Below are 24,691 nucleotides of genomic sequence, written 5' to 3'. Positions count from 1 at the left end.
GGCTCAGAGCCGGGTCAGCACGAGGTAGGCGAACAGGTAGCCGAGAACCAGGCAGGCCACCCAGGCGGTCACGGCCGCGAGGTACCAATCCTGCCGGATCTGCAGTCCCTGCCGACGCGGGTCAGCCGGCGGAACAGTCTTCAACGTCCGGTCGGCCAGCCACAGCACCGGGAGGAACAGGGCGAAGAGCAGCAGGAAGACCACGAGCTGCAGCAGCAGCCATGCCGAGCGCGGTCCGCTGCTCGCCGCGCCGATGCCGAAGGTGAGAAGCGCGGTGATCTCCTGCGATCCGCTGATGAGCAGGAGCGCCAGCCCGCCGAGGACGACGACCGCGACGCGTCCCAGGCGATCTCCGGGCGCGATCCTGCCTTTCGGCACCGGCGGTCGGATGCCGCTCTTCGCCGGATCCGGGTCCCCGAACCTGCGTTGGCGGTGCGCCCAGAACAGCCGATGCGTCGCGAGCAGGGTGACCGGCCAGAGCACGAGCGCGACGATCGCCGCGATGAGCCAGGCGAACACCTCGTTCGCGGTCAGATCCAGGTGGAGGTGCTCGGCGAGGAAGAGGAGTCCGATCCAGGCGGCGAGCACGGCAGGCACGACCACGATGACGGCAGCGAGGGTGATGAGGGCCATGCGTGCTGTGCTGCGGGTCGGCGTGGACGCCTCATGCACGGCTGAGCTCTTTGGTCATGTGGAAGTTCGTCATGACGACGCCACCGGTCTCGGGATGCTGTTCGGCCACCACATGGAACCCGAGGGCTTCGAAGAACGGCCGAGCCGTGATGCTCACATTCGAGGAGAGCTGCCGCGCCGCGGATTCGCGCGCGCGGGCTTCGAGAAAGCTCAGCAGCGTGCGCGCCACACCGCGTCGCCCGAAGCGTGGCGAAACGAACAGCATGTCGATGTAGCCCTCGGCGCTCACATCGGAGAACCCGGCCACCTGGTCGTCGACGAGTGCCACAAAGCTGTCGCGGGCGCGCATCGCCCGATCCCACCCAGGAAGGTCGCGCTTCTCCGGACGCGCCCATGCCGCGATCTGTGCGGGTGCGTAGTCGACGGACGCCGTGACCGTGATCGCCTCGTGGAAGACGCGCAGCGTCGCATCGGCGTCTGCGCTGTCGTAGGGACGGATTCGAACCGGTGGCACGGAGGGACTCACGGGATCATCCTGGCATCCGCCAGTACGCGCCCAGGTGCGTCCGGGCGGTCAGTTGTTGAACCTGAATTCCACCGAGTTCCGGCACGGAGCAACCTCTGGGTCGAGTGGCGATGGTGCCGCCCGCTCGACAATAACCGTCGACAGGCTTCGCGTCGTGGCAGAGTTCGTGCGATGACAGCAGAAAGTGAACAGCGGGAAGCAGCCGTCGCCGATCTCTGGGGGGCGCTTCGACTCCTTCGATCGAGAAGGCGGCGTGGCAGCGATGCAGGCTTTGGCTGATAGATGACCGGCTGAGGGCGGGAGGGCGGCGTTCGAGCTCGCGGGCATGTACGACTCCATGGGATTCGAGACTGAAGCCGGCACAGAGTACGAGCGCGCTCTTGAGCTCGGTCTCAACCACGACAGGCATGCACAGCTCGCCGTCCAGTATGGATCGATACTCCGTAATCTCGGCCGCCTCGACGAGGCAATCGCCGTGCTGCAAGCCGCCCCGATGCACGCAAAGACGGGCTCCGCGCCTCGTGTCGGGCTCTCTCTGGCTCTCCACAGAGCTGGACGCCAGGACGAAGCCCTCCGGGTCGCGATCGAGGCACAGATAGACGCATTGCCGCGCTACCAGCGCTCGATGCACAACTACGCCGACGCACTCACCGAGTCTGCAACGTCAGACGAATCGGCCAAACGTTGACGCGGAACTCGGTCGCATTCCGGTACGTACAGCCATCTAACTGCCACCAGTGCCATTCGCTATGCATCCCTTCCCGCAGGACCTGCGCGGCTCTCCGCCTTTCATCAGGTCTCAGTATCCCGACTCGCTGTCCACCTCCGCGGCGCGCTTATCGTGGGGCCACGCCCCCGCCGAGCTGGTAGCGTGAACGTCCATGTGCGCGATCAATCTCTGGGCGGTGAACGCCGCGGCCTTCACCACCGAGTTCCAGCGATTCACCACGGAACGGCTCAGCGTCGCGCCCGTCGCCGAAGAGATGAGCATCAGCTCGAGCCGTGTGCGCGGCTCTTCGCGCGTTTTCACCCTGACAACACGCATGTGCGACTGCGACTCGCTGATCGGCCGGCGGGCCGATCCTGCGCGCGAGGACGAGATCAGCGCGGAACGCTGGCTCGGCTGGCTTCGCGAACTGCCCGATCATGTCCCGCATGTCTCCCGCATCGCCGTCCTCCGCGCGTGGAGCCCCGGAAACGATGTCATCACCCCGCAGCGATCGCGCGGCATCCGGATCGGCGAACTCGACGAGACGATCCTGCGCGACATCCGCGACGACATGCTGCTGACGCTCGACTACCCACGAACCTGGTAGAAGACGAACGCCCCGGCCGTCGTCGACGACCGGGGCGATGCACGCAGAAGCGGCAGGTCACACGTTGAAGCGGAACTCCACCACGTTCCGTCACGGTTAGCGGTCTGATGATGAGATCGCGGCGAGCTTCGCCCCGAAACCCGCACAGAGCACGTGCGCCTGCGCGAGAGGGATCCATCGGCACGTCCACCGCTGAGTCTGGCCACCGCCTGAAGGATCCTCCTCACCCGCAGACCAGCGTTCAGGCACTGAGTGCTCTACTGGAGCAAGCTGAAAGAAGTGTCGCTCGTGCAACTCCGGTTTGGACGGCCAGACGTCGTACACTTCGACGCCCAAGTCACGGATGACGCGGGTAGCCACCCCTGTCTCCTCAAGTGCCTCGCGCACGACGGCCACGCCGGGCTCTTCACCGGGCTCAATGGACCCCGCAGGCACTTGCACACCCGCGACATCGAGCGGAACATCGTCGTGAGTGAAGACCAAGAGATCACCGTCGTGCACGACGTACGCCACAACCTTCCGGACCAGTCGACGATCCGGCCCAGCGCTCATGCGACCTTCAACGGCGTGATCGCCGCGATCTGTTCTCCCGCGAGATCTTCCGCACAGTCCAGCTCGTAGTGGCTTTGCAGGTTGATCCAGAACTCCGCCGACGTGCCGAAGTACTTCGCGAGCCGCAGCGCAGTGTCCGCGGTGATCCCCCGCTTACCGTGCACGATCTCGTTGATCCGCCGCGGCGGAACTCCGATAGCGACGGCAAGCCTGTTCTGCGTGATGCCGAATCCCTCGATGAAGTCCTCCATGAGGACCTCACCCGGGTGGATCGGCTCGATCCTGTCAGTGATAGTCAACGATCTCCACCTCCTCCGGTCCGGCGTCGGTCCACACGAAGCAGATCCGCCACTGGTCATTGATCCTGATGCTGTGCTGACCGACCCGATCGCCCTTGAGCGCTTCGAGTCGGTTGCCCGGCGGGATGCGCAAATCCTCAAGAAACTGCGCGGACCCCACCTGACGAAGTTTGCGCAACGCCACCGAGTGGATCCGGGGATCGATCGATGGCACGCGTTCACGACGCCACAGACGCTCGGTGTCCTTATTCCCGAACGATCTGATCACACGCCCAGGGTATAACGAGTTCCGTCAATAACGCTAGACGTTAAACCGGAACTCCACCACGTCGCCGTCCTGCATGACGTAGTCCTTGCCCTCGAGGCGTGCCTTGCCCTTGGCCCGCGCTTCGACGACGGAACCCGTCGCGACGAGATCCTCGAACGACACGATCTCGGCCTTGATGAAGCCCTTCTCGAAGTCCGTGTGGATGACGCCGGCTGCCTGCGGTGCCTTCGCCCCCTGCGGGATCGTCCAGGCGCGCGCCTCCTTCGGACCGGCCGTGAGGTACGTCTGCAACCCCAGGGTGTCGAAGCCGATGCGGGCGAGCTGGTCGAGGCCGGACTCGTCCTGGCCAGTCGATGCGAGCAGTTCGGCTGCGTCTTCGGGATCGAGGTCGATCAGCTCGGACTCGATCTTGGCGTCGAGGAAGATCGCCTTGGCTGGTGCGACGAGCGCGGCCAACTCCGCTTTGCGCGCGTCATCGGTGAGCACGCCCTCGTCGACGTTGAAGACGAAGATGACAGGCTTCGCGGTGAGGAGTCCGAGCTCGCGGATCGGCGTCAGGTCGATGCCAGCGACCGACAGCAGCACGCCGCGCTCGAGAGCATCCTTCGCTGCGACTGCTGTCTCGAGGACGACGGGCTCGATCTTCTTGCCGCGCACCTCCTTCTCGTACCGCGTGATCGCCTTGTCGACGGTCTCGAGGTCGGCGAGCATGAGCTCGGCGTTGATCGTCTCCATGTCGGATGCCGGGTTCACGGCGCCGTCGACATGCACGACATCGTCATCGGCGAATCCGCGGACGACCTGCGCGATGGCATCCGCCTCTCGGATGTTCGCGAGGAACTTGTTGCCGAGGCCCTCGCCCTCGCTCGCGCCGCGCACGATGCCGGCGATGTCGACGAACGACACTGCAGCGGGCAGGATGCGCTCGCTGCCGAAGATCTCGGCGAGCTTGTCGAGCCGGGGGTCCGGCAGGTTCACCACGCCCACGTTCGGCTCGATGGTCGCGAACGGGTAGTTCGCCGCGAGCACGTCGTTCTTGGTCAGGGCGTTGAAGAGGGTGGACTTGCCGACGTTGGGCAGGCCGACGATTCCGATAGTGAGAGCCACGGGGAACGAGTCTACCTGCGCGGGATGCCGGTCTCCTGCGGCGTCTCGACCAGGATGTCCCGCAGCGACCGGATATCGCGGTGCGCCACGTCCGCCCGCGGCGCGATGGCCGCGTCGCGGTTGATCCAGACCGCGGTCAACCCGGCATCCGCAGCGCCCACCACGTCGGCGGCGAAGTTGTCTCCGACGTGGAGCGCCCGTCCCGGCGCGACGCCGAGCCCTGCCAGCGCGAGGGCGAAGATCTCGCGGTCCGGTTTGAGCACGCCGATGTCGCCCGAGGCGACGACGACGTCGAAGAGGCCGTCGATCCCGACCGTCGCGAGCTTCGCCCGCTGGAACTCGGCGGGTCCGTTGGTGATGACCCCCAACGGGATGCCGAGCTCGCGCAGACCCTCCAGCACCGCCAGCGTCTCGGCGAACAGCGAGAAGGCACCGCGCTCGGCACCGACGTGCAGCAGCACGGCCTCCTCCAGCAGGGCATCGTCGTCGCGCCCGATTCCTGCGAGAGTCAATCGCCAGATCTCTCGCGGCAGCGCATCACCGGCCAACTCGCCGCGCATCCACCGCTCCCCTGTTCCGCCCAGCACCCGCTCCACACCTCAGCATTCGAGGCGAGGATCGCTTCGGCGTCGAGGGAATGCCTTCGTGCGAGTGCCTGCGCGGTCTGGCGCACGGCATCCCCGGCACCGTCGTGGACGAGCGTGCCGTCGAGGTCGAAGAAGACGGCGTCGATGTGCTCGTTCACTCCCGCACCGCCCGGAACGCGCGCGTGATGTACGGCAGCTCGATCGCATCCTCGCCGTGGATGCCGAGCTCGTCGAACAGCTCGTCCATCTCGCGTCTGATCCGCTGCTTCTCGGCATCCGGCGCCGTGATCACGTAGCTCCGCGAGCTGGCGAGCTCATGCAGCCGGGACCGCGTGATCGGCCTGGTCCACTCCCACTCCTCGGATGCGAGCGAGCCGAAGGGAGCCGCGACGTCCGGCCCGGCGCCCGACAGCAGCTGCTCCGCCGCGCTGCCGTGCATGATCCCGGTCAGCCGCCGCACCCAGTCCGTGCGCTCATCGCGGATGTTCCAGATCAGGCCGAGCACACCGCCGCTGCGCATGACACGGCCGATCTCCGCCGATGCCGCGATCGGTTCGACCCAATGCCAGGCCTGCGCGAGGACCACGGCGTCCACACTCGAGTCCGGCAGCGGAAGGTGCTCGGCCGTGCCGATGAACGTGGGGACTCCGGGCACGGTCAGCCCGAGCGTGGCCAGCATCTCGGCATCCGGATCGATCGCCACGATCTCGGCATCCGGAGCCTTCGCGAGCACCCGGGTGAGCTTGCCCGTGCCCGCGCCGACATCGGCGATCCGTCGGGAGCCGTGCGGGAGCGGCTCGAGCATCCACGCCACGGCTTCGAACGGGTAGTCGGGACGGGCGAGCTCGTAGCTGGCGGCCTGCACCCCGAAGGATGTCGCGCGTGCGTCTTCGCTCATGTGGCCAGCCTACGGCGAGCCTGCGACGTCGTGTCCGGATGCCGGGAGACAGTGAATCCGTGCCACTGGATTTCACTGCGATCGACTTCGAGACCGCGAACTCCAGCCCCGCCTCCGCGTGCTCCGTCGGGCTCGTGCGTGTGCGCGGCGGCGAGGTCGTCGCGATGACGGGCTGGCTGATCCGTCCGCCCGCGGGGCACGACGACTTCCAGGAGTGGAACGTCCGCATCCACGGGATCCGTCCGGAGGATGTCGCGGATGCCGCGACGTGGCCTGAGCAGTTCGATCGCCTCTGCGATTTCGCCGGTGCGGACGTGCTTGTCGCGCACAACGCCGGGTTCGACCTCAACGTGCTGCGCAAGGCCTCGGCGGCGACCGGGCTGGAGTGCCCGCCGTACCGATCGCTGTGCAGCCTGCAGGTGGCCCGCAAGACATACCAGCTCGACTCGTACCGGCTGCCCAAAGCCGCCGCGGCCGCCGGATTCGCCGAATTCTCGCACCACGACGCCCTCGCCGACGCGCGCGCATGCGCGCAGATCGTCATCGATGCCGCCCGTCGACACGGCGCGGCCGACGTGGATGCCCTGGCCGACGCGCTGCACGTGCGGGTGAGCGCTCCGGATCTCGAGCGCGCCGTCGCCTGAGCCCGACCGGGCGCGGATCCCGTGCACCGGCGGTCGGCGCGGCGCCCGCGCCCCGACGCTTCGCCCGGCGGGCCGTCACCGAATGCACGACATGCTGCCGAGTGCACGGCCTGCGTGCGGGCGCAGGCCATGCACTCGACGCGATCCCGTGCACTCGCGCCGGCTCTACGGCGCGCATCCGACCGATGTCGGAGGCCACGCGCACACTGAAGTCATGGATGCACTCACCGTTCTCCTCGTGATCGTCGCCCTCGCCGCCGGGGCTGCGGCGGGGTGGTACGCCCGCGCCTCGCGCGGTGCCGCGACGCTGGCACGGATCCAGGCCGAGCTCGCTGCGGCGCGTGACGACCGCGACCGGCAGTACGACCTGTATCGGGATGCCGTGGAGCACGCCCGCGCGCAGCAGGCCGCCGAGGCCACGCGCGTCGAGCATCAGAACGCCGTGCTGACCGCGCTCGCTCCGGTGCGCGAAAGCCTGCAGCACATGCAGCAGAAGGTCTCCTCGCTCGAGCAGGAGCGGCATGCTCAGTTCGGGTCGCTCGCCGAGCAGCTGCGGCGCGCGCAGGAGTCGGATGAGGCGCTGCGCGCGACCACCGAGTCACTGGCCGGTGCGTTGCGCTCCACAGCCACGCGCGGCGTCTGGGGCGAGACTCAGCTGCGACGCGTCGTCGAGGCCGCGGGTCTCACCCGGCACGTCGACTTCGACCTGCAGTCCACGATCTTCTCCGATCGCGGTCAGGGCCGACCGGATATGGTGATCCGTCTCGCCGGCGGTGCGTCGATCGCCGTGGATGCGAAGGTCCCCCTCGACGCGTATCTCGAGGCCAGCGCCCTCGGGATCGGTGAGAAGGACGAGGCGGCACGTCGCGCCCTCATGCAGAAGCACGTGAAGGCCGTGCGCGCACACATCGATGCGCTGGCGAAGAAGGCGTACTGGTCGGGGCTGGACTCCAGCCCCGAGTTCGTCATCTGCTTTCTCCCGAACGAATCGCTGCTGGCGGCGGCGATCGACGAGGACGCGACCCTGCTCGACTACGCCTTCGGCAAGCGCGTGGCCCTGGCGTCGCCGGTGAACCTCTGGGCCGTGCTCAAGACCGTCGCGTACACGTGGACCCAGCAGGAGGTGTCGACGGAGGCGCGGACACTCCTCGCCCTCGGCACCCAGTTGTACGAGCGCCTCGGCACGCTCGCCGGTCACGCCGACGATCTGCGCCGCGCGCTCGAGCGAACGGTCGAGAGCTACAACCGATTCGCCGGTTCGCTCGAGAGCCGCGTGCTGGCGACGGCGCGCCAGTTCCCCGGCATCGATACAGCTGCGCTCGATTCGACGCCGGCGACGATCCTCGCGACCGGACGCAGGTTCACCGCACCGGAACTGATCGACGGTGTGGCCGACGGCGAGGGTTCATCGACGTCGCCAGCCCTGCAGGCGGACGTCGGCAATCTCCGCATCCGGCTCGGCGATACCCATAGGGATGCCGCGGCGGAGAGCTAACCGGCTCAGGGAACGCGTGTCACGCGCCGCCGGGAACCCAGCTGAGCAGGGCGATGACGAGGCCGGATGTCACGACGAAAGCGCCGATCATCCACCATGCGCTGAGTTCGTGGCCCGCCTCGCGCCGGACGCGGAACAGCACATCAGCACGACGCGCCGGGTCCTGAGCGATACCGCTGCGTGCGGCGGCGACTGTCTGAGCAGACGCCGGTCCGTCCTGCGTGCTCGACCCGAGGGTGCCGTCCGCGTTCACACGCAGGATGCGGCCGGTCGCGGTGGTGACCACCTTCGGCGCGGCCTTCTCACTGCCGGTGTGCTGCATGCTCATCGCTCGTCCTCTCCCTGGCATTCCTCGGTCGAGGAGCGCCAGCAGATCCGGCACCATTCTGCCAGGCTCCGCTGAGAAATCCGGACGCGACGACGCGCGAGCGCCGTACCGGGTCGATAACGATGACATCACCGCAGGACGATCAGAGCATCAGAGCCACTTCGAGACGAGGTGCTCGCTCGCGATGCGACGCAGCGTTCCCGATGCTCCGCGCAGCACGACCGACTCCGTGTAGACGTAGCCCGCTTCACGGCGGACACCCGCGACCAGTTGGCCGTCGGTGACGCCCGTCGCAACGAAGATCGTGTTCTTGCCGCGCACCAGATCGTCGGCCTCGTAGACCTTGTCCATCTCGAGCCCGGCATCGATGCCTCGCTGACGCTCCTCGTCATCGCGCGGCCAGAGCCGACCCTGGATGTGGCCGCCGAGCGCCTTGATGGCGCAGGCGGTCACGATGCCCTCCGGGCTGCCGCCGACGCCGACGCACATGTCGGTGCGCGCCCCGTGCCGCGCCGCGTTGATGCCACCGGCGACGTCGCCGTCGCTCATGAGACGCGTGCCGGCCCCGGCATCCCGGATCTCTTGGATCAGTTGCTCGTGACGCGGCCTGTTCAGCACCGAGACCACGATCTCATCGACCGGCTTGCCCAGCGCCTTCGACAGCAGCCGGATGTTCTCCCCGATCGGAAGCCGGATGTCGACGACGCCGACGCCCGCGGGGCCCGTCACGAGCTTGTCCATGTAGAAGACGCTGGAGGCATCGAGCATCGTTCCGCCATCGGAGACGGCGATCACCGACAGTGCGTTCTGACGCCCGGCAGCCGTCAGCGACGTGCCGTCGATCGGGTCGACCGCGATGTCGCACTCGGGGCCCCGGCCCGTGCCGACGACCTCGCCGTTGAACAGCATCGGCGCGTTGTCCTTCTCGCCCTCGCCGATCACGACCCGGCCCTTGAAGTCGACGGTTCCGAGGAACGCGCGCATCGCGTCGACCGCGGCACCGTCTGCCGCTTCCTTCGCACCGCGCCCGATGAAGGGCACAGCGCGGATCGCCGCGGCTTCGGTCGCACGCACGAGCTCCAGCGCGAGGTTTCGGTCGGGACGCAGGGGGCTCAGATCGGCCGTCAGACTCACCATGCGGTCAGCCTATCCAGCGGATCGTCCGAAAAGACAGGAGTTTCACCGCTAGCAACACGAAGGAATCCCGATTCTTAACGTCAGTGAAGGCCAGCTCCTCGCGGAGCGACGCCGGCAACGGCATCCGGAGCGTCCGACGATAGAGTGACTGCTGTCCCGGCCTCATCTATCGCAGGAGTTCTCATGCCCGTCGCCACCCCGGACCAGTACGCAGAAATGCTCGACCGCGCGAAGGCCGGCGGCTTCGCGTATCCGGCGTTCAACGTCTCCAGCTCGCAGACCATCAACTCTGTCCTCCAGGGCCTGACCGAAGCCGGATCCGACGGCATCATCCAGGTCACCACGGGCGGCGCCGACTACTTCGCCGGTCACACCGTCAAGGCCCGCGCCACCGGCGCCCTCGCCTTCGCCCGCTACGCGACCGAGGTCGCGAAGAACTACCCGGTCACCGTCGCGCTGCACACCGACCACTGCCCCAAGGACGCCCTCGCCGGCTTCGTCGAGCCGCTGATCGCGGCATCCGAGGAAGAGGTCAAGGCCGGTCGCAACCCGATCTTCCAGTCCCACATGTGGGACGGCTCGGCTGTTCCCCTCGCGGAGAACATCGAGATCGCGAAGGACCTGCTCCCCCGCATGAAGAACATCAACGCCATCCTCGAGGTCGAGATCGGCGTCGTCGGCGGCGAAGAGGACGGCGTCGCGCACGAAGGATCCAACGACGCGCTCTACACGACATTCGCGGATGTCGACGCAGCCGTCCAGGCGCTCGGCCTCGGCGAGCAGGGCCGCTACATCGCCGCCCTCACGTTCGGCAACGTCCACGGCGTCTACAAGCCCGGCGGCGTGAAGCTGCGTCCTGAACTGCTCGGCGAGATCCAGGCCGAGGTCGCGGCGAAGTACAGCACGGGCCCGAAGCCCCTGGACCTCGTCTTCCACGGCGGCTCCGGCTCGACCGACGAAGAGATCGCGCTCGCGGTCGCCAACGGCGTCATCAAGATGAACATCGACACCGACACCCAGTACGCGTACACCCGCGCGATCGCCGACTACATGTTCAAGAACTACGACGGCGTCCTGAAGGTTGACGGCGAGGTCGGCAACAAGAAGCTGTACGACCCGCGCGCGTGGGGCAAGGTCGCGGAGTCCGCGATGGCCGCTCGCGTCGTCGAGTCGACCCGCCAGCTCGGCAGCCACGGACAGTCCCAGAGCTGACGACTCGCTGCGTCTGCACAACTGCGAATGCCCCGGCCGATCGGCCGGGGCATTCTGCGTTCGACGATGTCGGCCACCCTGGCACTCAGCGATAGCTGATCGGATGATGTGCCGCACCTGGCGCGATTCGTAGCGTGGAACGCATGAACATCACCACTTCCTTCGCCCGCCGTTCGGTCATCGCCGCTTCCGCAGTCGCCCTCGCCACAGGCGCCATCGTCCCCACGACGGCCGCAGTTGCGGTGCCGACCGCCTCGGCATCCGTCGCCTCCGTTCGGATGGCGCAGACGCCCTCCGACGTCCTCGCCTCGACGCCGTGGAAGACGACGCGGGCGTTCGACCAGGACGGCGACCGCGTCGCCCTCGATGACGCTGCGGTGTCGAACTTCGTCGGCTGGGCGTACTTCGACGCCTACGGCACCTACACGATGTACAACCTCGACGACAGCCCCAAGCTGCAGGGCGACTGGACGGTGACGCCCGACGGTTCCGAGCGCTGGATCAACGCGAAGGATGCCGCGGGCAATGTGCTGTTCCAGCGCGTCGTCCCGATCACGGAGCTCACCAAGAACGTCGGGTGTCCCCGGATGCCGCGGACACGAGCGTCTACTACGACATCGTGCACACCCGTACGAACCACGTCGAGCCCGGAACCGACGGACGCGGCCCCGGAGCCGACGGCCACCGCGGCGGGGGCGACCACCACGTCAACAACGGCAACGCCCGCTGATCCGGAGCTGTCGTGGGGCCCGGCGCTGCGTGCGTCGGGCTTCGTCGCGTGTCGGCCCTTCAGCGGCGGAGCAGCCGCGTGATCCAGACGGCGATGCCGCCGATCGCATCGAGGATCGCCAGGAGCCCCACGCCCTTCGCGGCACCGCGGAAGCCGCCGGTGGCCCACAGCCCGAAGGCGAGCTCACCGACGGAGAGGGCGAGACCGAGCACGGGTCGTCGTCGCACTGCCGCGGCCGCCCGCTGGTAGAACGCGTTCCTGCGCGTCACCGGAGCGAGCTCTCCGACGCCGGCGACCAGCGTGTTCCAGATCGCTGCGGGCCAGCCCACCGGCGCGAATCGCCGCTCTGCCGGCTCATCCGCACCGTCGAAGGCCCGGCGGATCAGTGCATCGGGGATCCCGAAGGCGGCAAGGAACGCGCGACGACGCTCCTCGGTGCCGACGACGCCGCCGAGCGCCTCGGCGATCAGCGCGCGATGGGCGGCTTCGACGTCCAGGGATGTGAGGGCCGCGAGCTCGGTCAACTCGTCGCGACCGCCGTCTCCCTCGGTCAGCAGGCGGCGGTACACCTCGGCCGTCGCTGGCACCGTGATCGCGTCGGGATCCAGCACCGGCTGCGTGTCGCGCTCGGCGTCCGGCCAGAACGGCACCGTTCCGGATCCCGCCGTCACCTCGATCCAGGTGTCACCGGCTTCGGTGCGATTGACCTCGATCACGGGAAGCTCGGCGCTCGTCGACACCCAGCCCGCCGTCGGATCCGCCGTCCGGAAGCGCTGCAGCGACCATGTGCCGTCCTCGACGTGCACGACGGTCGTCCGGTTCGCCTCAGCGAGAAGGCGTGCCACAGCGGGCCCGCGATGCGAGAACGCGGCCACCTCGACCGGAGTCGGCTCGAACGCGTCAGGGCCGTCGGCGAGCACCGCATCCTCGACGTCGTCCGAGGTGCCCGCGAACTCGGCCTCGAACTCCTCGAAATCGGCGGGAATCCCCGCTGCCGGAGCGTCGGTGGCGAAGCCAAGGGTCAACCCGGCATCCGCGAACGCCGCCCGCAGCGCATCGGCCGTCAGAGTCGTCGCGATGGTGTCCTGGTCGGTCAGCGTGAGCACCTCGCCGTCATCTGTGAGCGGGATCACGAGCAGCGCTTCCCCCTGTGCGAGCCAGGGAGCTGCCGCGTCCCGCACGGCGGCGAGCACGCGCAGGTTCGACAGCACGCTCCGCGCAGCGGCACGCGGATCCGATCCGTCGCTGCGATCGACCGAGGCATACGAGACGCGAACTCCGAAGTAATGATGAGGCACGTCTTCGACAGTACCCGTGCCCCGCTTGCGCACGACCGGGCATGCGGAGGATCGTGGAAGAGCAGCCATGGCGAAGTGAGGTGGGGGATGATGCATGCACAACCCGGAGATCACCTGATCGTCGAGGGGCGCACGGACTCGAGCCCCCGGCGAGAGGGAATCATCGTCGAGGTCCACGGCGACGACGGCGCCCCGCCGTACCTGGTGCGCTGGGATGACGGCCACGAAGGCGTCCTGTTCCCCGGCCCGGACGCGCACATCAGATCGCGCGACTGAGCCTCTGGCTAGCCGATTCCGCCGGTCTGAAGGTATGCGGCGAAGGTCGGGTCGCCGATCATCGGGATCATGATGCAGATCGTGACGAGGATCATGGTCACGACCGCGCCGACGAGCGGCACCCACCACGACCGCTTCGCGACGCGCAGCCGGCGGAAGGCGACGAGCACCGTGAGCGCGTAGCCGATCACCAGGACCACGGCGGCGATGCCGCCCCAGAGCCGCGCTGATGCGAAGTTCGTGAAGTCGCCCTCGATGCCGAGGATGTCCATGCTCTGCTGCAGGACCGTCGGCAGATCGAGATACGAGATGGCTGACATCACGACGTTGACGAGACCGTAGGCGAGCAGCGCGATCGTGACGATGCGGTCGGCGTTCCCCTGGCGAGCGGGTGCTGCTGGCGCCGCGGGCATTGCCTGTGGCACTGGCTGCTCCGACACGACGGGCACGGCATCCGGTTCGGGAAGGCCTGCGAGACGGCGCTGCTCCTCCGGCGTCGCGTACTCGCCGTACTGGGGCCGCGGGGCCGGGGTGCGCTGGTCGCTCATCTCGCCATGCTAGTCAGTCGCGATCAGCGCGGCTCCCAGGATCGCACCCGGAAAGCGACGGCCCCGGTGGTGTGGGGACACCCCGGGGCCGCTGACGAGAGCGCTGGGGACGCTCTTCGCCGAAAGCACCGAGCGCTGGGGACGCTCTGGCACCTGTAGCGCCGTTGGACAGACGTCTACGATTCCCATCGTAGGAAGCGAAGGGGCACGGGTCCACCCCTCTGTGTTCAGATGCTGAAACGCCGCCGGGGCGGGCTCAGTCGTCCAGCGCGTCGGCCCCGAGCTGCAGCGACAGCCTCCGCGCGGCGTTCTGCAAGTCCGTCACGAGCGTCCGGTCGACGACGGCACGCGCGGCGGGCAGCGAGACCGCCAGTGATGCGGTGATGTTCGGGGCGACGACGGGAACCGCGACGCAGGTGCTGCCGATCGCGTACTCCTCGTCATCCACGGTCCATGCCGGAGAGTGCTCCAACTGCGTCAGCAATGTCCGCCGATCGCTGATCGTCCTCGGGGTGAGCTCTTCAAGCCGGTGCCTCGCGAGGTAGTCGAGTCGTTCCTCTTCGGAGAGGTCGGCCAGGATCCGCTTGCCGAGCGCGGTCGCGTGCGCGCTCGACTGCAACCCGACCCAGAGCTCCACGCGCGGGTTGTGCGCAGCATCCACGATGTCGACCAGATGCATCTCGCCGTCGTCGAACCGGCTGAGATAAGCGGTCGCACCGATCTGATCGGTCACCTCCCGCAGCGCCTGGCGCACGCGCGCCAGGAACACCCCGCGGGAGTCGGCTGGGCTCTGCAGCGAGGGGAACCGGTCGCCGAGGACGAGACCGTCCGGCTCCGCGGACAGGTATCCCTCATGGATCAGCGTGCGGACGAGGTTGTAGGTCGTGCCGAGAGTGAGTCCGGTGGCCTGCGCGAGCATCTTGGTCGGCAGCGGCCGGGGCGCGTTCGCGACGATGTCCACCAGCCGGAGCGCGCGCTGAACCGATCCGATCAGCGTGGGCTCGGACTCACGCGTATTCACCGACTCGGGCCGCCGTCCGCGGTGCGACCGCCGAGAGCGCGCGCGTCACGCTGCCCCACGGCATCATGCCGCAGTTCCTTGGGAAGGGAGAACATCAGATCCTCCTCAGCGGTGCGCACTTCCTGAACGTCTGCGTAACCGGCCCCGTTCAGGGCCTCGAGGACTTCCTGGACGAGCACCTCCGGGACGGAAGCACCGCTGGTGACCCCCACAGTCGCCACGCCGTCGAGCCATTCCTGCTTCACCTCGTCGGCGTAGTCCACACGGTACGCCGCCTTGGCGCCATACTCCAGAGCGACTTCGACGAGGCGGACGCTGTTGGAGGAGTTCGCCGAGCCGACGACGATCACGAGCTCCGCCTCGGCGGCGACCTTCTTGATCGCGACCTGTCGGTTCTGGGTGGCGTAGCAGATGTCGTCGGACGGCGGATTCTGCAGCTCGGGGAAGCGCGTGCGCAGCCGGTTGACCGTCTCCATGGTCTCGTCGACGGACAGCGTCGTCTGCGACAGCCAGACGACCTTCGACGGGTCGCGCACCGCGACGGTCTCCGCCTCTTCCGGGGAGTTCACGACGGTGACGTGGTCGGGAGCCTCACCCGCCGTGCCCTCGACCTCCTCGTGCCCTTCGTGGCCGATGAGCAGGATCTCGTAGTCGTTCTTGGCGAAGCGCACGGCTTCGCGGTGCACCTTCGTCACCAGCGGGCAGGTCGCGTCGATCGCGTGCAGGCCGCGCTCGGATGCCTCGTTCACGACGGCCGGGGACACCCCGTGCGCGCTGAAGACCACGTGTGCGCCCTCGGGAACCTCGTCGACCTCGTCGACGAAGATCGCGCCCTTGTCCTCGAGCTCGGTCACGACGTGGATGTTGTGCACGATCTGCTTGCGCACGTACACCGGAGCGCCGTAGCGCTCGAGCGCCTTCTCGACGGCGACCACCGCGCGGTCGACACCGGCGCAGTACCCGCGCGGAGCGGCGAGGAGCACCCGCTTGTGTCCGTCGACCGGGTTATCCTGGAGCGCGGCGCGCCGCGCTCGCGGGATACGCGGCATGGAAAGGGGCACGGCTGTCTGGCTCACCCCTCGATTCTACGGCCGGGTGGATGGGACGAGGCTGGGCGAGCCGCCGACAGGAGGAGCAGGATGACCGTCTTCGAGGCCGAGCCCGTCGCCGGCGAGGCTCCCCCAGCGGACGCGGTGGCTCCCAAGGACTCCACGGCCGATACTCCGACCTCCGTCGCGCGACTCAACACGACAATCCGCGATTTCATCGCCCGCTGGAACACCGTGTGGGTGGAAGGCGAGATCACGTCGTGGAACATGCGGGCAGGCAACGTCTTCGCGCGACTCAAGGACACGCGTTCGGATGCGCAGATCTCCCTGCGGATCTGGTCGAGTGTGCGCGGCCGCATCCCGGATGACCTCGGTGTCGGCGACCACGTCGTCGCCGCAGTCAAGGCGGACTACTTCATCAAGGCCGGAGATTTCAGCTTCACGGTGTCGGCGATGAAGCATGTCGGTCTCGGGGATCAGCTCGAGCGCCTCGAGAAGCTGCGAGCGCAACTGCGCCAGGAGGGGCTGTTCGACGGCTCCCGCAAGCGGCCCCTGCCGTTCCTCCCCCACGTCATCGGTCTGATCACCGGCGAGCGATCGGATGCCGAGAAGGACGTGCACCGCAACGCGGAGCTGCGCTGGCCCGCCGTGCGGTTCCGTACCGAGCACGCCGCGGTGCAGGGCGACCGGTGCGTGCCCGACACGCTCGCCGCCCTGGCGAAGCTGGATGCCGACCCCGACGTCGACGTGATCATCATCGCCCGCGGTGGAGGCGACCCGCAGACCCTGCTCGGGTTCAGCGACGAGCGGCTCGTTCGCGCGGTGGCCGCGGCATCCACCCCGATCGTCTCTGCGATCGGCCATGAGAACGATCGTCCGCTGCTCGACGACGTCGCGGACCTCCGCGCCTCCACACCCACCGACGCCGCCAAGCGCGTCGTGCCGGATGTCGGAGAGCAGCGTGCGCTGATCGCGCAGCTGCGCTCGCGGGCGACCAGCCGGCTGACGCAGCGTGTCTCGCATGACATCGCGCAGCTGGATCAGCTCCGCTCGCGGCCGGTGCTGCGCTCCCCCGATCACATCATCGACGCCCGCGCCCAGGAGGTGCTGCTGCTCGCCGCCCGCGGCCGCGACATCGTCGCGCGCCGCGTGGACGACGCCGGGCGCCGGACTGCCGAGCTCCGAGCGTCGCTGCGGGCGCTGTCGCCCGCAGCCACGCTCGCTCGCGGCTATGCGATCGCTCACCTCGATGGCGGCGTGATCCTGCGCGATGCCGCGGATGCTCCGGCCGGGACCGCCGTGACTCTCACGGTCGACCGCGGGTCGGTGGCGATGCGCTCCGAGGGCGAGATCGCGGAAGGCGCCTGAATCGGCGCGTGTCGACCGACGACGTAGGATGGAAGGCGTGACTGCGCCGACCGACACCCCTGTGGAAACGCTGTCGTTCGAGGCCGCGCGCGATGAGCTCGTCCGCGTCGTCGCCGAGCTCGAACAGGGTGCGCCGACGCTCGAGCAGTCCCTCGCACTGTGGGAGCGCGGCGAGGCTCTTGCCGCCCGCTGCGAGGAGTGGCTCCTCGGCGCGAAGCGCCGTCTGGACGCGGCGCGCACCGCGGCATCCGACGAGGACGAGTCGTGAGCCGCAAGCCCGCAGCGCCCATCGTCGCCGAGCTCGGACGGCCGGAGACGCCGGATGAGACGGCGGCGCGCAAAGCCGCCTCCAGCCAGGCCTACCGCTCCAGTCAGACCTTCCGCCACCTGATCGCCGCGCTGATCCTGACCGTCGCGGTCGTCGCCGTCATCGTGTTCGCTGTCCCGCGCGGCGAGCCGACTCCGGCCGCGGCGATCGACGTCGACCGGATCGCGGCCGACGTCGAATCGACCATGCAGAGCCCCGTCATCGTGCCCGAGCTGGACGACTTCTGGCGCGTGAACGTCGCGCAGCTCGACGGCGGGGCCACCGTCGTCTGGAACATGACGATCGCTCCGGCCGACGAGGAGGAGCGCGGGTTCATCCGCATCGCCCAGGCCTTCGACGCCGACGCCTCCTGGGCGCCGCAGATGCTCGACGGCTTCGCTCCGACCTCGAGCATGACGATCGACGGCCGCGAATGGGATGTGTACGACATCGGCGACCGCGGATCAGCCAACGTCACGTACGCGCTGGGCACGCAGGCCGGCGACGACTACCTTCTGCTGTTCGGCTCACGTTCGGCGGACTCGATGGCCGAGTTCGCCCAAACCCTGGATTCTCAGATCACCGCCGCCGAGGAGGCCGAATGACCGTGTTGACCCCGAACCAGGCCTGGCAGGAGATGCGGGAGGGAAACCGTCGCTTCGTCGACGGTGAACCGCAGCATCCGAACCAGAATGTCGAGAAGCGCCACGAGCTCGCGGACGGGCAGAGCCCGATCGCGACCCTGTTCGGATGCTCGGATTCGCGGCTCTCCGCCGAGATCATCTTCGATCTCGGACTGGGCGACCTGTTCGTGGTCCGCAACGCCGGCCAGGTCATCGGCGAGTCCATCGTAGGAAGCCTCGAGTACGCAGTGGAGGTGCTGAAGGTTCCGCTGATCGTCGTGCTCGCGCACGACTCGTGCGGCGCAGTGAAGGCCGCGATCGACGGAACCGCGATCGACGCGGCACCGCTTCCCCCGCACATCTGGAAGCTCATCGCGCCGATCATCCCCGCGGCCCGCAAGGTGCTCGCCGAGCACGGCGGCGCAGAGCCGGCCGACATCGACGCCGAGCTCGTCGGACGCGAGCACCTGCGCAACACCGTGGCGAACCTGCTGCAGTCGTCCGAGCTGATCAGCGACGCGGTGGCCGAGGGACGCCTCGGCATCATCGGCGCGAACTACCGCCTCGCCGAGGGCACGGCCGTGCCCGTCATCACGGTGGGCATCGACACCGGGAGCACAGGCGCTTCCGCGAACCAGGAGGAATCGAAGTGACCGAATCGCACCAGCGCAGCGGCGACAACGCGCCGGATTACCGCATCGAGCACGACACGATGGGCGAAGTCCGCGTGCCCGTGAACGCGCTCTACGGCGCGCAGACGCAGCGCGCGGTGGAGAACTTCCCGATCTCGGGCAAGGGCCTGGAGTCCACGCAGATCGCCGCGCTCGCCCGGATCAAGAAGGCCGCCGCACTGGCGAACAAGGAGCTCGGCACCCTCGACGCGGCGATCGCCGACGCGATCGCCGCCGCCGCCGACCAGGTGGCCTCCGGCGCGCACGACGGCGAGTTCCCGGTCGACACGTACCAGACCGGCTCCGGCACGTCCTCGAACATGAACATGAACGAGGTGCTCGCCACCCTCGCCACGGGCATCCTCGGTTCGGCCGTGCACCCGAACGACCACGTGAACGCGTCGCAGTCGTCGAACGACGTCTTCCCGACCTCGGTGCACATCGCCGTCACGCAGGCGCTGATCGACACGCTCATCCCCTCGCTCGACCACCTCGCCGTCGCACTCGAGGCGAAGGCGGAGCTGTGGAAGGACGCGGTCAAGTCCGGTCGCACCCACCTCATGGATGCGACGCCGGTCACCCTCGGCCAGGAGTTCGGCGGATACGCGCGTCAGGTGCGGCTCGGCATCGAGCGCGTGCAGTCCGCCCTCCCCCGTGTCGCCGAGGTGCCGCTGGGCGGCACCGCCACCGGGACCGGCATCAACACGCCGCTCGGATTCCCGCAGAAGGTCATCGCGCTGCTCGCAGCCGAGACCGAGCTTCCGATCACCGAGGCGAAGGATCACTTCGAGGCGCAGGCCAACCGGGACGGCCTCGTCGAGGCATCCGGTGCGCTGCGCACGATCGCGGTGTCGCTGACGAAGATCAACAACGACCTGCGCTGGATGGGTTCCGGCCCGAACACGGGGCTCGGCGAACTGCACATCCCCGACCTGCAGCCCGGTTCGTCCATCATGCCCGGCAAGGTCAACCCGGTCGTGCCCGAGGCCGTGCTGATGGTCTGCGCGCGTGTGATCGGCAACGACGCGACGGTCGCGTGGGCCGGCGCCTCCGGTGCCTTCGAGCTCAACGTGGCGATCCCTGTCATGGGCACGGCGCTGCTCGAGTCGATCCGCCTGCTCGCGAACGCGTCCCGCGTGCTCGCCGACAAGACGATCGACGGCCTGCAGGCGAACCTCGACCGTGCGGCCGCGTTCGCGGGCATGAGCCCGTCGATCGTGACGCCGCTGAACAAGCTCATCGGCTACGAGGCCGCCGCCAAGATCGCCAAGCACGCGGTCGCGAAGGGGATCACGGTGCGCGATGCCGTGATCGACCTCGGCTACGTCGAGCGCGGGGAGCTCACCGAGCAGCAGCTGGACGAGAAGCTCGATCTGCTCTCGATGACCCACCCGGGCTGAGCCCGCACACGACGGATGCCGCGACCTCAGGGCCGCGGCATCCGTCGTTTCCGCCCGGCGTCAGCTGAGCTCGCCGCCCTCCAGCAACTCCGTCACGAGCGCCGCGATCGCCGAGCGCTCGGAGCGCATCAGCGTCACGTGCCCGAACAGGTCGTGTCCCTTGAGCGTCTCGATCACGCTCGCGACGCCGTCGTGGCGCCCGACGCGCAGATTGTCCCGCTGTCCGACGTCGTGGGTGAGCACGACGCGGGAGTTCTGGCCCATCCGGCTCAGCACGGTCAGCAGGACGTTGCGCTCGAGCGACTGCGCCTCGTCCACGATCACGAACGCGTCGTGCAGCGAGCGGCCGCGGATGTGCGTCAGCGGCAGCACCTCGAGCAGTCCGCGGTCCACGACCTCTTCCAGCACGTTGCCCGAGACGACGGATCCGAGCGTGTCGAACACCGCCTGTCCCCACGGGCCCATCTTCTCGCCCTGGTCACCGGGCAGGTAGCCGAGCTCCTGACCACCGACGGCGAACAGCGGGCGGAAGACGATGATCTTCTTCTGCTGCTGCCGTTCGAGCACCGCTTCCAGGCCGGCGCACAGCGCGAGCGCGGACTTGCCCGTGCCCGCACGTCCGCCGAGTGAGACGATGCCGACGTCGGGGTCCAGCAGCAGGTCGATCGCGATGCGCTGCTCGGCCGAGCGTCCGTGCATTCCGAAGACCTCGCGGTCGCCGCGGACGAGCTTGTACTCGCCGTCGCTCGTGACGCGCCCGAGTGCGGATCCGCGCTCGGAGTGGATGATGAGCCCGGTGTTCACGGGAAGCCCGATGGCCTGCTCGCTCGTGCCGACCTCGCTCTCATACAGATCGCTCATCTCGTCGCCGGACAGATCCAGCGTCGAGATGCCGGTCCACCCGGAGTCGACGGCCTGCTCCGCGAGGTACTCCTCCGCTTGCAGACCGAGCGAGGCCGCCTTGACGCGCATGGGCAGGTCCTTCGAGACGATCGTGACGTCCAGACCGTCCTGCGACAGGTGCATCGCGACCGCGAGGATGCGGCTGTCGTTGTCGCCGAGTCGGATGCCGCTGGGCAGGATGTCCCCGCTGGTGTTGTTGAGCTCGACGCGGAAGGTGCCGCCGTCGCCGATGGGTACCGGGAAGTCCAGTCGTTCGTGCTCGATGCGCAGCTCGTCCAGGTGGCGCAGCGCCTGCCGCGCGAAATAGCCGATCTCCGGATCGTTCCGCTTGCCCTCGAGCTCGGTGATCACGACCACCGGGAGGACGATCGAATGCTCGGCGAACCGGAAGAACGCCTGCGGATCGCTCAGCAGGACCGAGGTGTCGAGCACATAGGTCCGCAGATCCGTTGCCGGCTGCTCCTCGGTGCTGTTGCGGGACTGCTTCTGCGCTGTACGTGTGGTCACGACCCACTCCCGACCCGGGACTGTCTCCCGGCTATTGCCTCGAGTCGACCTGGGCCACGAGTCGTGTACCTGAAGGCCGACCCGACCGGGCACCGTGCCCGATGCCTAGAAGGTACGACCGCGAAGAGGCATCGGACGCACCCGACACGCGAAAGGCACGTTACGCGCTGGTGAACTTCTCGTTGCCTGCGGATGCGATCGCGTCATCCAGCATCCGCAGCGTGTCGGCTGTGGTTCCCGCGTGCGGCGCCACGCGCACGGCGTCACCGCGCGTCGTCGCGACGACGCCGGCGTTCACGAGCGCCGCGGACAGCGACGCCGGGTGCTCCGGGGCCAGGGTCACGATGCCGGCGCGCTGTGCGCGGTCCCTCGGGCTTCGGACCGGGATGCCGTGGCGATCCGCGATCTCGAGGATCGCGTCGACGTGCTCGGCGATCGCCTCCTCGATCCGAGCGACACCGGCCTCCCGCACGTCGCCGAGCCCGACGGCCAGACGCGCGACGGCGAGCTGATCGGGTCCGTTCACGGTGAAGGCGCTGGCATCGGATGCCGGGGCCGGCAGCTCGTCGACCGGAAGCGGACCCCCGACACCGCCGAAGCCCGAGAGCACCGGGGTGATCCGCTCGCGTGCCGCCGCGGAGAATCGGGCGAACCCGGTGCCGCGCCCAGCGCGGAGCCACTTGTAGCCATGGCCGACCACGACGTCGGCGACGGCGTAGTCGTCCTCCACGATGCCGAACGACTGCACAGCGTCAACGATCAGGAGGCGATCCGGCCCGATGGCTTCACGCAGCGCCGCCAGGTCTGCGCGGAACCCGGTGCGGAAGTCGACGTGGCTCACGGCGAGGGCGGAGACCTCGTCATCCAGCGCATCCACGACGGCATCCGGCGTCACGTGGCCGTCGAGCGGATCGATCCAGCGCGCCGCCAGCGCGCCGTGCGAGGCGTGCGCTGCGCGCTCCAGGGTGAGCGCGATGCTCGGGAACTCAGCACGCGATGCGATCACCGCACCGTCGAGTCCGAAGAACGCGTGCATCAGGCCGTGCGTCGCTGACGGCTGCACGGTGAGTTCCCCTGCGGGGACGTCGAGCAGATCGGCGGCCGTCTCCTTGGCCTGGACGATCCGGTCGGCGACCAGTGCCAGCGATGACGGACGCCCGCTGCCGAGCAGATCGGCGTCAGCGAACACTTCAGCCCGCACGGAGGGCGACAACGGACCGTTCGCGGCCCAGTTCAGGTACCCGGGCTCCACGTCGAACGTGGCGAGGAAGTCTTCGAAAGCGCTCACCGGCTCATCCTGCCACGTGGAGGTGTCGCGCGTCAGCGGCCGAAGCGCCGGTCGCGGCCGGCGTAGTCGCGGATCGCGCGGAGGAAGTCGATCTCGCGGAGGTCCGGCCCGAGCGCCTCCACGAAGTAGAACTCGCTGTGGGCGCTCTGCCAGAGCAGGAAGTCGCTCAGCCGCTGCTCGCCGCTCGTGCGGATCACGAGATCAGGATCCGGCTGCCCCGTCGTGTAAAGGTGCTCGCCGATCATCTCGGGGGTCAGCTGGGCCGCGAGATCCTCGAGCGTCCCTCCGGAGGCGTTGTGCTGGCCGATGATGCTGCGCACCGCGTCGACGATCTCGTTGCGCCCGCCGTAGCCGACCGCGAGGTTGACGTGGAGTCCGGTGTGATCCTTCGTGCGCACCTCGGCATCCGCGAGGACCCTGGCGAGCTCGGACGGCAGGATGTCGGCGCGGCCGACGTGCTTGACCCGCCAGTTCGGCTCGCGCGAAATGGCGTCGGCGAGTTCGGCGATGATCTCGATGAGATCGGCGATCTCCTTCGAGTCCCGCTTGAGCAGGTTGTCGCTGGAGAGGAGGTAGAGCGAGACGACCGGGATGCCGAGCTCATCGCACCACCCCAGGAACTCCCGCATCTTCGCCGCTCCGGCGCGATGCCCGTCCGCGGGCGACCCGAGCCCCAGCTGCCTGGCCCAGCGACGGTTGCCGTCGATCATCATCGCGACGTGATGCGGAACCGGAGCCGCTTCGAGCTGCCGGCGGAGACGCCGACCGTACAGCCGGTACAGCGGCCCCCGGCCCTCGCTCGCGCGTGCGTTCACGTCCCTACGCTACCGTGCTCGCTCTCGTTCAGCGCTGTGCGATCGCCCAGGGTATGTACTGCTCGCGGAATGCCCGGCGGCCTAGAGTGAGCACGTGAGCCGACGCGCAGCCAACACTCCGGATGTCCCCCAGCTGCCGCTGCTCGATGCAGCAGCGGCCGACGCCGATGTCGAGATCAGACCGACCTGGCGAGGCTGGATTCACGCCGGCACCTTCCCGGTCGCGATCGCCGCCGGTGTCGTCCTGATCGTGCTCGCGCAGGGTGCACCGGCCAAGTGGTCGGCGGCGGTGTTCATGGCCACGTCGCTGCTCCTGTTCGGCAATTCGGCGCTCTATCACCGCTTCGATTGGGGCCCGAGGACCAAGATCGTCCTGAAGCGCATCGACCACGCGAACATTCTGCTGCTGATCGCCGGAACGTACACCCCGCTCGCGACGCTCGCTCTCGACCCGCAGAAGGGCGTCCTCCTTCTCGTTCTGGTGTGGAGCGGTGCGCTGCTCGGCATCTTGTTCCGCGTCTTCTGGATCAACGCACCGCGGTGGTTGTACGTCGCACTGTATCTGCTGCTCGGGTGGGCGGCTGTGATGTACATGCCCGATCTGCTCCGTGCGAACGTCACGATGATGATCCTCGTGATCGCGGGCGGGCTGCTGTACACCGGGGGCGCGATCGTCTACGCGCTGAAGAAGCCCAACCCCTGGCCTGGGCGCTTCGGGTTCCACGAGATCTTCCACGTCTGCACGGTGCTCGCTTTCCTGTGCCACTGGACCGCGTGCCTGCTGATCGCGCTGCAGCCGTACTCCCCCTCTCTGGGACTACCCGGCTGAGCGACCGCGGCTGCGGTCACGCTGCGTAACACGATGCGCCTGGCGTGCAGACGCCC

31 protein-coding genes are annotated in these 24,691 nt (G+C 68.4%); 13 read left to right on the top strand and 18 right to left on the bottom strand.

The genetic code is table 11. The annotated features are described in order from the left end of the window. Window positions 1–3: 3 nt before the first annotated feature. Window positions 4–633 carry a hypothetical protein gene (locus tag ACWAT3_RS13465; RefSeq protein WP_460799197.1) on the bottom strand — a complete coding sequence of 210 codons (630 nt, stop codon included), beginning with the start codon at window positions 631–633 and terminating at the stop codon, window positions 4–6. Window positions 634–664: 31 nt separating this feature from the next. Next, window positions 665–1,159, bottom strand: a complete 495-nt coding sequence (locus ACWAT3_RS13460; RefSeq protein ID WP_460799196.1) for a GNAT family N-acetyltransferase — start codon at window positions 1,157–1,159, stop codon at window positions 665–667. Between the two features lie 325 nt (window positions 1,160–1,484). On the opposite strand from ACWAT3_RS13460, the gene ACWAT3_RS13455 reads away from it, so the two are divergent. Both ACWAT3_RS13455 and ACWAT3_RS13450 read left to right on the top strand, forming a co-directional pair. After that, window positions 1,485–1,847 carry a tetratricopeptide repeat protein gene (locus ACWAT3_RS13455; protein ID WP_460799194.1) on the top strand — a complete coding sequence of 121 codons (363 nt, stop codon included), beginning with the start codon at window positions 1,485–1,487 and terminating at the stop codon, window positions 1,845–1,847. Window positions 1,848–2,040: 193 nt separating this feature from the next. Then, a complete protein-coding gene (locus ACWAT3_RS13450) occupies window positions 2,041–2,475 on the top strand; it encodes a hypothetical protein (RefSeq protein ID WP_249736834.1) in 435 nt (144 codons plus the stop codon). A gap of 96 nt (window positions 2,476–2,571) precedes the next feature. Here the strand turns inward: ACWAT3_RS13450 and ACWAT3_RS13445 are convergent, their stop codons facing one another. Genes ACWAT3_RS13445 through ACWAT3_RS13415 form a run of 7 tightly spaced genes read right to left on the bottom strand, consistent with a single transcriptional unit; the run spans window position 2,572 to window position 6,186 of the window. Further along, window positions 2,572–3,027, bottom strand: a complete 456-nt coding sequence (locus ACWAT3_RS13445) for an NUDIX hydrolase (RefSeq protein ID WP_460799192.1) — start codon at window positions 3,025–3,027, stop codon at window positions 2,572–2,574. Continuing rightward, window positions 3,024–3,326, bottom strand: a complete 303-nt coding sequence (locus tag ACWAT3_RS13440; protein WP_460799191.1) for a HigA family addiction module antitoxin — start codon at window positions 3,324–3,326, stop codon at window positions 3,024–3,026. The genes ACWAT3_RS13445 and ACWAT3_RS13440 overlap by 4 nt, the downstream gene beginning before the upstream one ends. Continuing rightward, a complete protein-coding gene (locus ACWAT3_RS13435; protein ID WP_460799190.1) occupies window positions 3,313–3,594 on the bottom strand; it encodes a type II toxin-antitoxin system RelE/ParE family toxin in 282 nt (93 codons plus the stop codon). Before ACWAT3_RS13435 ends, ACWAT3_RS13440 begins: the two co-directional genes overlap by 14 nt. Window positions 3,595–3,627: 33 nt before the next feature. Then, window positions 3,628–4,701 (bottom strand): redox-regulated ATPase YchF, encoded by a 1,074-nt coding sequence (gene ychF / locus ACWAT3_RS13430; protein ID WP_460799188.1) that lies wholly within the window; start codon window positions 4,699–4,701, stop codon window positions 3,628–3,630. Window positions 4,702–4,712: 11 nt separating this feature from the next. Next, window positions 4,713–5,261 (bottom strand): HAD family hydrolase, encoded by a 549-nt coding sequence (locus tag ACWAT3_RS13425; protein WP_460799186.1) that lies wholly within the window; start codon window positions 5,259–5,261, stop codon window positions 4,713–4,715. Continuing rightward, entirely contained in the window at window positions 5,210–5,446 is a 237-nt protein-coding gene (locus ACWAT3_RS13420; RefSeq protein WP_460799185.1) for a hypothetical protein, read from the bottom strand. The genes ACWAT3_RS13425 and ACWAT3_RS13420 overlap by 52 nt, the downstream gene beginning before the upstream one ends. Next, window positions 5,443–6,186: a class I SAM-dependent methyltransferase gene (locus ACWAT3_RS13415; protein ID WP_460799183.1), complete on the bottom strand. Its 744-nt coding sequence runs from the start codon at window positions 6,184–6,186 to the stop codon at window positions 5,443–5,445. Before ACWAT3_RS13415 ends, ACWAT3_RS13420 begins: the two co-directional genes overlap by 4 nt. Before the next feature lie 59 nt (window positions 6,187–6,245). Here ACWAT3_RS13415 and ACWAT3_RS13410 point away from each other — a divergent pair, with 59 nt between their 5' ends. Beyond that, window positions 6,246–6,830, top strand: a complete 585-nt coding sequence (locus ACWAT3_RS13410) for a 3'-5' exonuclease (protein ID WP_460799181.1) — start codon at window positions 6,246–6,248, stop codon at window positions 6,828–6,830. A gap of 214 nt (window positions 6,831–7,044) precedes the next feature. After that, complete coding sequence (locus ACWAT3_RS13405; protein ID WP_460799180.1) at window positions 7,045–8,325, top strand: DNA recombination protein RmuC; 1,281 nt, start codon at window positions 7,045–7,047, stop codon at window positions 8,323–8,325. 19 nt (window positions 8,326–8,344) lie between these two features. Here ACWAT3_RS13405 and ACWAT3_RS13400 read toward each other — a convergent pair whose 3' ends face one another. Next, window positions 8,345–8,653 (bottom strand): hypothetical protein, encoded by a 309-nt coding sequence (locus ACWAT3_RS13400; protein WP_460799178.1) that lies wholly within the window; start codon window positions 8,651–8,653, stop codon window positions 8,345–8,347. Window positions 8,654–8,803: 150 nt separating this feature from the next. Then, window positions 8,804–9,790, bottom strand: coding sequence for a class II fructose-bisphosphatase (gene glpX, locus ACWAT3_RS13395; RefSeq protein WP_460799177.1), 987 nt, complete (start codon window positions 9,788–9,790; stop codon window positions 8,804–8,806). 183 nt (window positions 9,791–9,973) lie between these two features. Between glpX and fbaA the strand changes: the two genes are divergently transcribed. Both fbaA and ACWAT3_RS13385 read left to right on the top strand, forming a co-directional pair. Next, window positions 9,974–11,002 (top strand): class II fructose-bisphosphate aldolase, encoded by a 1,029-nt coding sequence (gene fbaA / locus ACWAT3_RS13390; RefSeq protein WP_460799176.1) that lies wholly within the window; start codon window positions 9,974–9,976, stop codon window positions 11,000–11,002. A 143-nt stretch (window positions 11,003–11,145) separates the two neighbouring features. Further along, entirely contained in the window at window positions 11,146–11,814 is a 669-nt protein-coding gene (locus ACWAT3_RS13385; RefSeq protein ID WP_460799174.1) for a DUF4822 domain-containing protein, read from the top strand. On the opposite strand, the gene ACWAT3_RS13380 is transcribed toward ACWAT3_RS13385, so the two are convergent. After that, window positions 11,792–13,030 carry a hypothetical protein gene (locus ACWAT3_RS13380; RefSeq protein WP_460799173.1) on the bottom strand — a complete coding sequence of 413 codons (1,239 nt, stop codon included), beginning with the start codon at window positions 13,028–13,030 and terminating at the stop codon, window positions 11,792–11,794. The genes ACWAT3_RS13385 and ACWAT3_RS13380 overlap by 23 nt on opposite strands. A gap of 90 nt (window positions 13,031–13,120) precedes the next feature. On the opposite strand from ACWAT3_RS13380, the gene ACWAT3_RS13375 reads away from it, so the two are divergent. Next, window positions 13,121–13,306 carry a DUF1918 domain-containing protein gene (locus ACWAT3_RS13375; RefSeq protein WP_460799172.1) on the top strand — a complete coding sequence of 62 codons (186 nt, stop codon included), beginning with the start codon at window positions 13,121–13,123 and terminating at the stop codon, window positions 13,304–13,306. A gap of 8 nt (window positions 13,307–13,314) precedes the next feature. Here the strand turns inward: ACWAT3_RS13375 and ACWAT3_RS13370 are convergent, their stop codons facing one another. From ACWAT3_RS13370 to ACWAT3_RS13360, 3 genes are all read right to left on the bottom strand, one after another. Further along, window positions 13,315–13,854 carry a DUF6264 family protein gene (locus ACWAT3_RS13370; protein ID WP_460799170.1) on the bottom strand — a complete coding sequence of 180 codons (540 nt, stop codon included), beginning with the start codon at window positions 13,852–13,854 and terminating at the stop codon, window positions 13,315–13,317. Between the two features lie 256 nt (window positions 13,855–14,110). Then, complete coding sequence (locus ACWAT3_RS13365) at window positions 14,111–14,875, bottom strand: IclR family transcriptional regulator (protein ID WP_460799168.1); 765 nt, start codon at window positions 14,873–14,875, stop codon at window positions 14,111–14,113. After that, window positions 14,872–15,924, bottom strand: a complete 1,053-nt coding sequence (locus ACWAT3_RS13360) for a 4-hydroxy-3-methylbut-2-enyl diphosphate reductase (protein WP_460799387.1) — start codon at window positions 15,922–15,924, stop codon at window positions 14,872–14,874. The genes ACWAT3_RS13365 and ACWAT3_RS13360 overlap by 4 nt, the downstream gene beginning before the upstream one ends. Before the next feature lie 90 nt (window positions 15,925–16,014). On the opposite strand from ACWAT3_RS13360, the gene xseA reads away from it, so the two are divergent. From xseA to ACWAT3_RS13335, 5 genes are read left to right on the top strand one after another with little or no spacing between them, the layout of a single operon-like run. Continuing rightward, a complete protein-coding gene (gene xseA, locus ACWAT3_RS13355; RefSeq protein ID WP_460799166.1) occupies window positions 16,015–17,292 on the top strand; it encodes an exodeoxyribonuclease VII large subunit in 1,278 nt (425 codons plus the stop codon). A gap of 28 nt (window positions 17,293–17,320) precedes the next feature. Continuing rightward, window positions 17,321–17,560 (top strand): exodeoxyribonuclease VII small subunit, encoded by a 240-nt coding sequence (locus tag ACWAT3_RS13350; RefSeq protein WP_460799164.1) that lies wholly within the window; start codon window positions 17,321–17,323, stop codon window positions 17,558–17,560. After that, complete coding sequence (locus tag ACWAT3_RS13345) at window positions 17,557–18,204, top strand: DUF4245 family protein (RefSeq protein WP_460799162.1); 648 nt, start codon at window positions 17,557–17,559, stop codon at window positions 18,202–18,204. Before ACWAT3_RS13350 ends, ACWAT3_RS13345 begins: the two co-directional genes overlap by 4 nt. Further along, on the top strand, window positions 18,201–18,875 hold the full coding sequence (locus ACWAT3_RS13340) for a carbonic anhydrase (protein ID WP_460799159.1): 675 nt from the start codon (window positions 18,201–18,203) through the stop codon (window positions 18,873–18,875). The genes ACWAT3_RS13345 and ACWAT3_RS13340 overlap by 4 nt, the downstream gene beginning before the upstream one ends. Then, window positions 18,872–20,293 carry a class II fumarate hydratase gene (locus ACWAT3_RS13335; protein WP_460799158.1) on the top strand — a complete coding sequence of 474 codons (1,422 nt, stop codon included), beginning with the start codon at window positions 18,872–18,874 and terminating at the stop codon, window positions 20,291–20,293. Before ACWAT3_RS13340 ends, ACWAT3_RS13335 begins: the two co-directional genes overlap by 4 nt. A gap of 60 nt (window positions 20,294–20,353) precedes the next feature. Here the strand turns inward: ACWAT3_RS13335 and ACWAT3_RS13330 are convergent, their stop codons facing one another. From ACWAT3_RS13330 to ACWAT3_RS13320, 3 genes are all read right to left on the bottom strand, one after another. Further along, window positions 20,354–21,703, bottom strand: coding sequence for a PhoH family protein (locus ACWAT3_RS13330; protein WP_460799156.1), 1,350 nt, complete (start codon window positions 21,701–21,703; stop codon window positions 20,354–20,356). A 160-nt stretch (window positions 21,704–21,863) separates the two neighbouring features. Further along, window positions 21,864–22,991 carry an aminotransferase class V-fold PLP-dependent enzyme gene (locus ACWAT3_RS13325; RefSeq protein ID WP_460799154.1) on the bottom strand — a complete coding sequence of 376 codons (1,128 nt, stop codon included), beginning with the start codon at window positions 22,989–22,991 and terminating at the stop codon, window positions 21,864–21,866. Window positions 22,992–23,023: 32 nt separating this feature from the next. Next, window positions 23,024–23,806: an isoprenyl transferase gene (locus ACWAT3_RS13320; RefSeq protein WP_460799152.1), complete on the bottom strand. Its 783-nt coding sequence runs from the start codon at window positions 23,804–23,806 to the stop codon at window positions 23,024–23,026. 94 nt (window positions 23,807–23,900) lie between these two features. On the opposite strand from ACWAT3_RS13320, the gene trhA reads away from it, so the two are divergent. After that, a complete protein-coding gene (gene trhA / locus ACWAT3_RS13315) occupies window positions 23,901–24,635 on the top strand; it encodes a PAQR family membrane homeostasis protein TrhA (RefSeq protein ID WP_460799150.1) in 735 nt (244 codons plus the stop codon). Window positions 24,636–24,691 lie beyond the last annotated feature (56 nt).

Source organism: Microbacterium sp. GXF0217, assembly GCF_054798195.1.
This window is presented reverse-complemented; position numbering and strand designations above follow the sequence as displayed.

What these genes read in the sequence shown, in the direction of transcription:
- fbaA (WP_460799176.1), top strand. Translation starts at nt 9,974, where the DNA reads ATGCCCGTCGCCACCCCGGACCAGTACGCAGAAATGCTCGACCGCGCG.
- ACWAT3_RS13450 (WP_249736834.1), top strand. Translation starts at nt 2,041, where the DNA reads ATGTGCGCGATCAATCTCTGGGCGGTGAACGCCGCGGCCTTCACCACC.
- glpX (WP_460799177.1), bottom strand. Translation starts at nt 9,790, where the DNA reads ATGGTGAGTCTGACGGCCGATCTGAGCCCCCTGCGTCCCGACCGAAAC.
- ACWAT3_RS13445 (WP_460799192.1), bottom strand. Translation starts at nt 3,027, where the DNA reads ATGAGCGCTGGGCCGGATCGTCGACTGGTCCGGAAGGTTGTGGCGTAC.
- ACWAT3_RS13455 (WP_460799194.1), top strand. Translation starts at nt 1,485, where the DNA reads ATGTACGACTCCATGGGATTCGAGACTGAAGCCGGCACAGAGTACGAG.
- ACWAT3_RS13370 (WP_460799170.1), bottom strand. Translation starts at nt 13,854, where the DNA reads ATGAGCGACCAGCGCACCCCGGCCCCGCGGCCCCAGTACGGCGAGTAC.
- ACWAT3_RS13350 (WP_460799164.1), top strand. Translation starts at nt 17,321, where the DNA reads ATGGAAGGCGTGACTGCGCCGACCGACACCCCTGTGGAAACGCTGTCG.
- ACWAT3_RS13405 (WP_460799180.1), top strand. Translation starts at nt 7,045, where the DNA reads ATGGATGCACTCACCGTTCTCCTCGTGATCGTCGCCCTCGCCGCCGGG.
- ACWAT3_RS13340 (WP_460799159.1), top strand. Translation starts at nt 18,201, where the DNA reads ATGACCGTGTTGACCCCGAACCAGGCCTGGCAGGAGATGCGGGAGGGA.
- ACWAT3_RS13415 (WP_460799183.1), bottom strand. Translation starts at nt 6,186, where the DNA reads ATGAGCGAAGACGCACGCGCGACATCCTTCGGGGTGCAGGCCGCCAGC.
- ACWAT3_RS13400 (WP_460799178.1), bottom strand. Translation starts at nt 8,653, where the DNA reads ATGAGCATGCAGCACACCGGCAGTGAGAAGGCCGCGCCGAAGGTGGTC.
- ACWAT3_RS13465 (WP_460799197.1), bottom strand. Translation starts at nt 633, where the DNA reads ATGGCCCTCATCACCCTCGCTGCCGTCATCGTGGTCGTGCCTGCCGTG.
- xseA (WP_460799166.1), top strand. Translation starts at nt 16,015, where the DNA reads ATGACCGTCTTCGAGGCCGAGCCCGTCGCCGGCGAGGCTCCCCCAGCG.
- ACWAT3_RS13375 (WP_460799172.1), top strand. Translation starts at nt 13,121, where the DNA reads ATGCATGCACAACCCGGAGATCACCTGATCGTCGAGGGGCGCACGGAC.
- ACWAT3_RS13360 (WP_460799387.1), bottom strand. Translation starts at nt 15,924, where the DNA reads ATGCCGCGTATCCCGCGAGCGCGGCGCGCCGCGCTCCAGGATAACCCG.
- ACWAT3_RS13425 (WP_460799186.1), bottom strand. Translation starts at nt 5,261, where the DNA reads ATGCGCGGCGAGTTGGCCGGTGATGCGCTGCCGCGAGAGATCTGGCGA.
- ACWAT3_RS13385 (WP_460799174.1), top strand. Translation starts at nt 11,146, where the DNA reads ATGAACATCACCACTTCCTTCGCCCGCCGTTCGGTCATCGCCGCTTCC.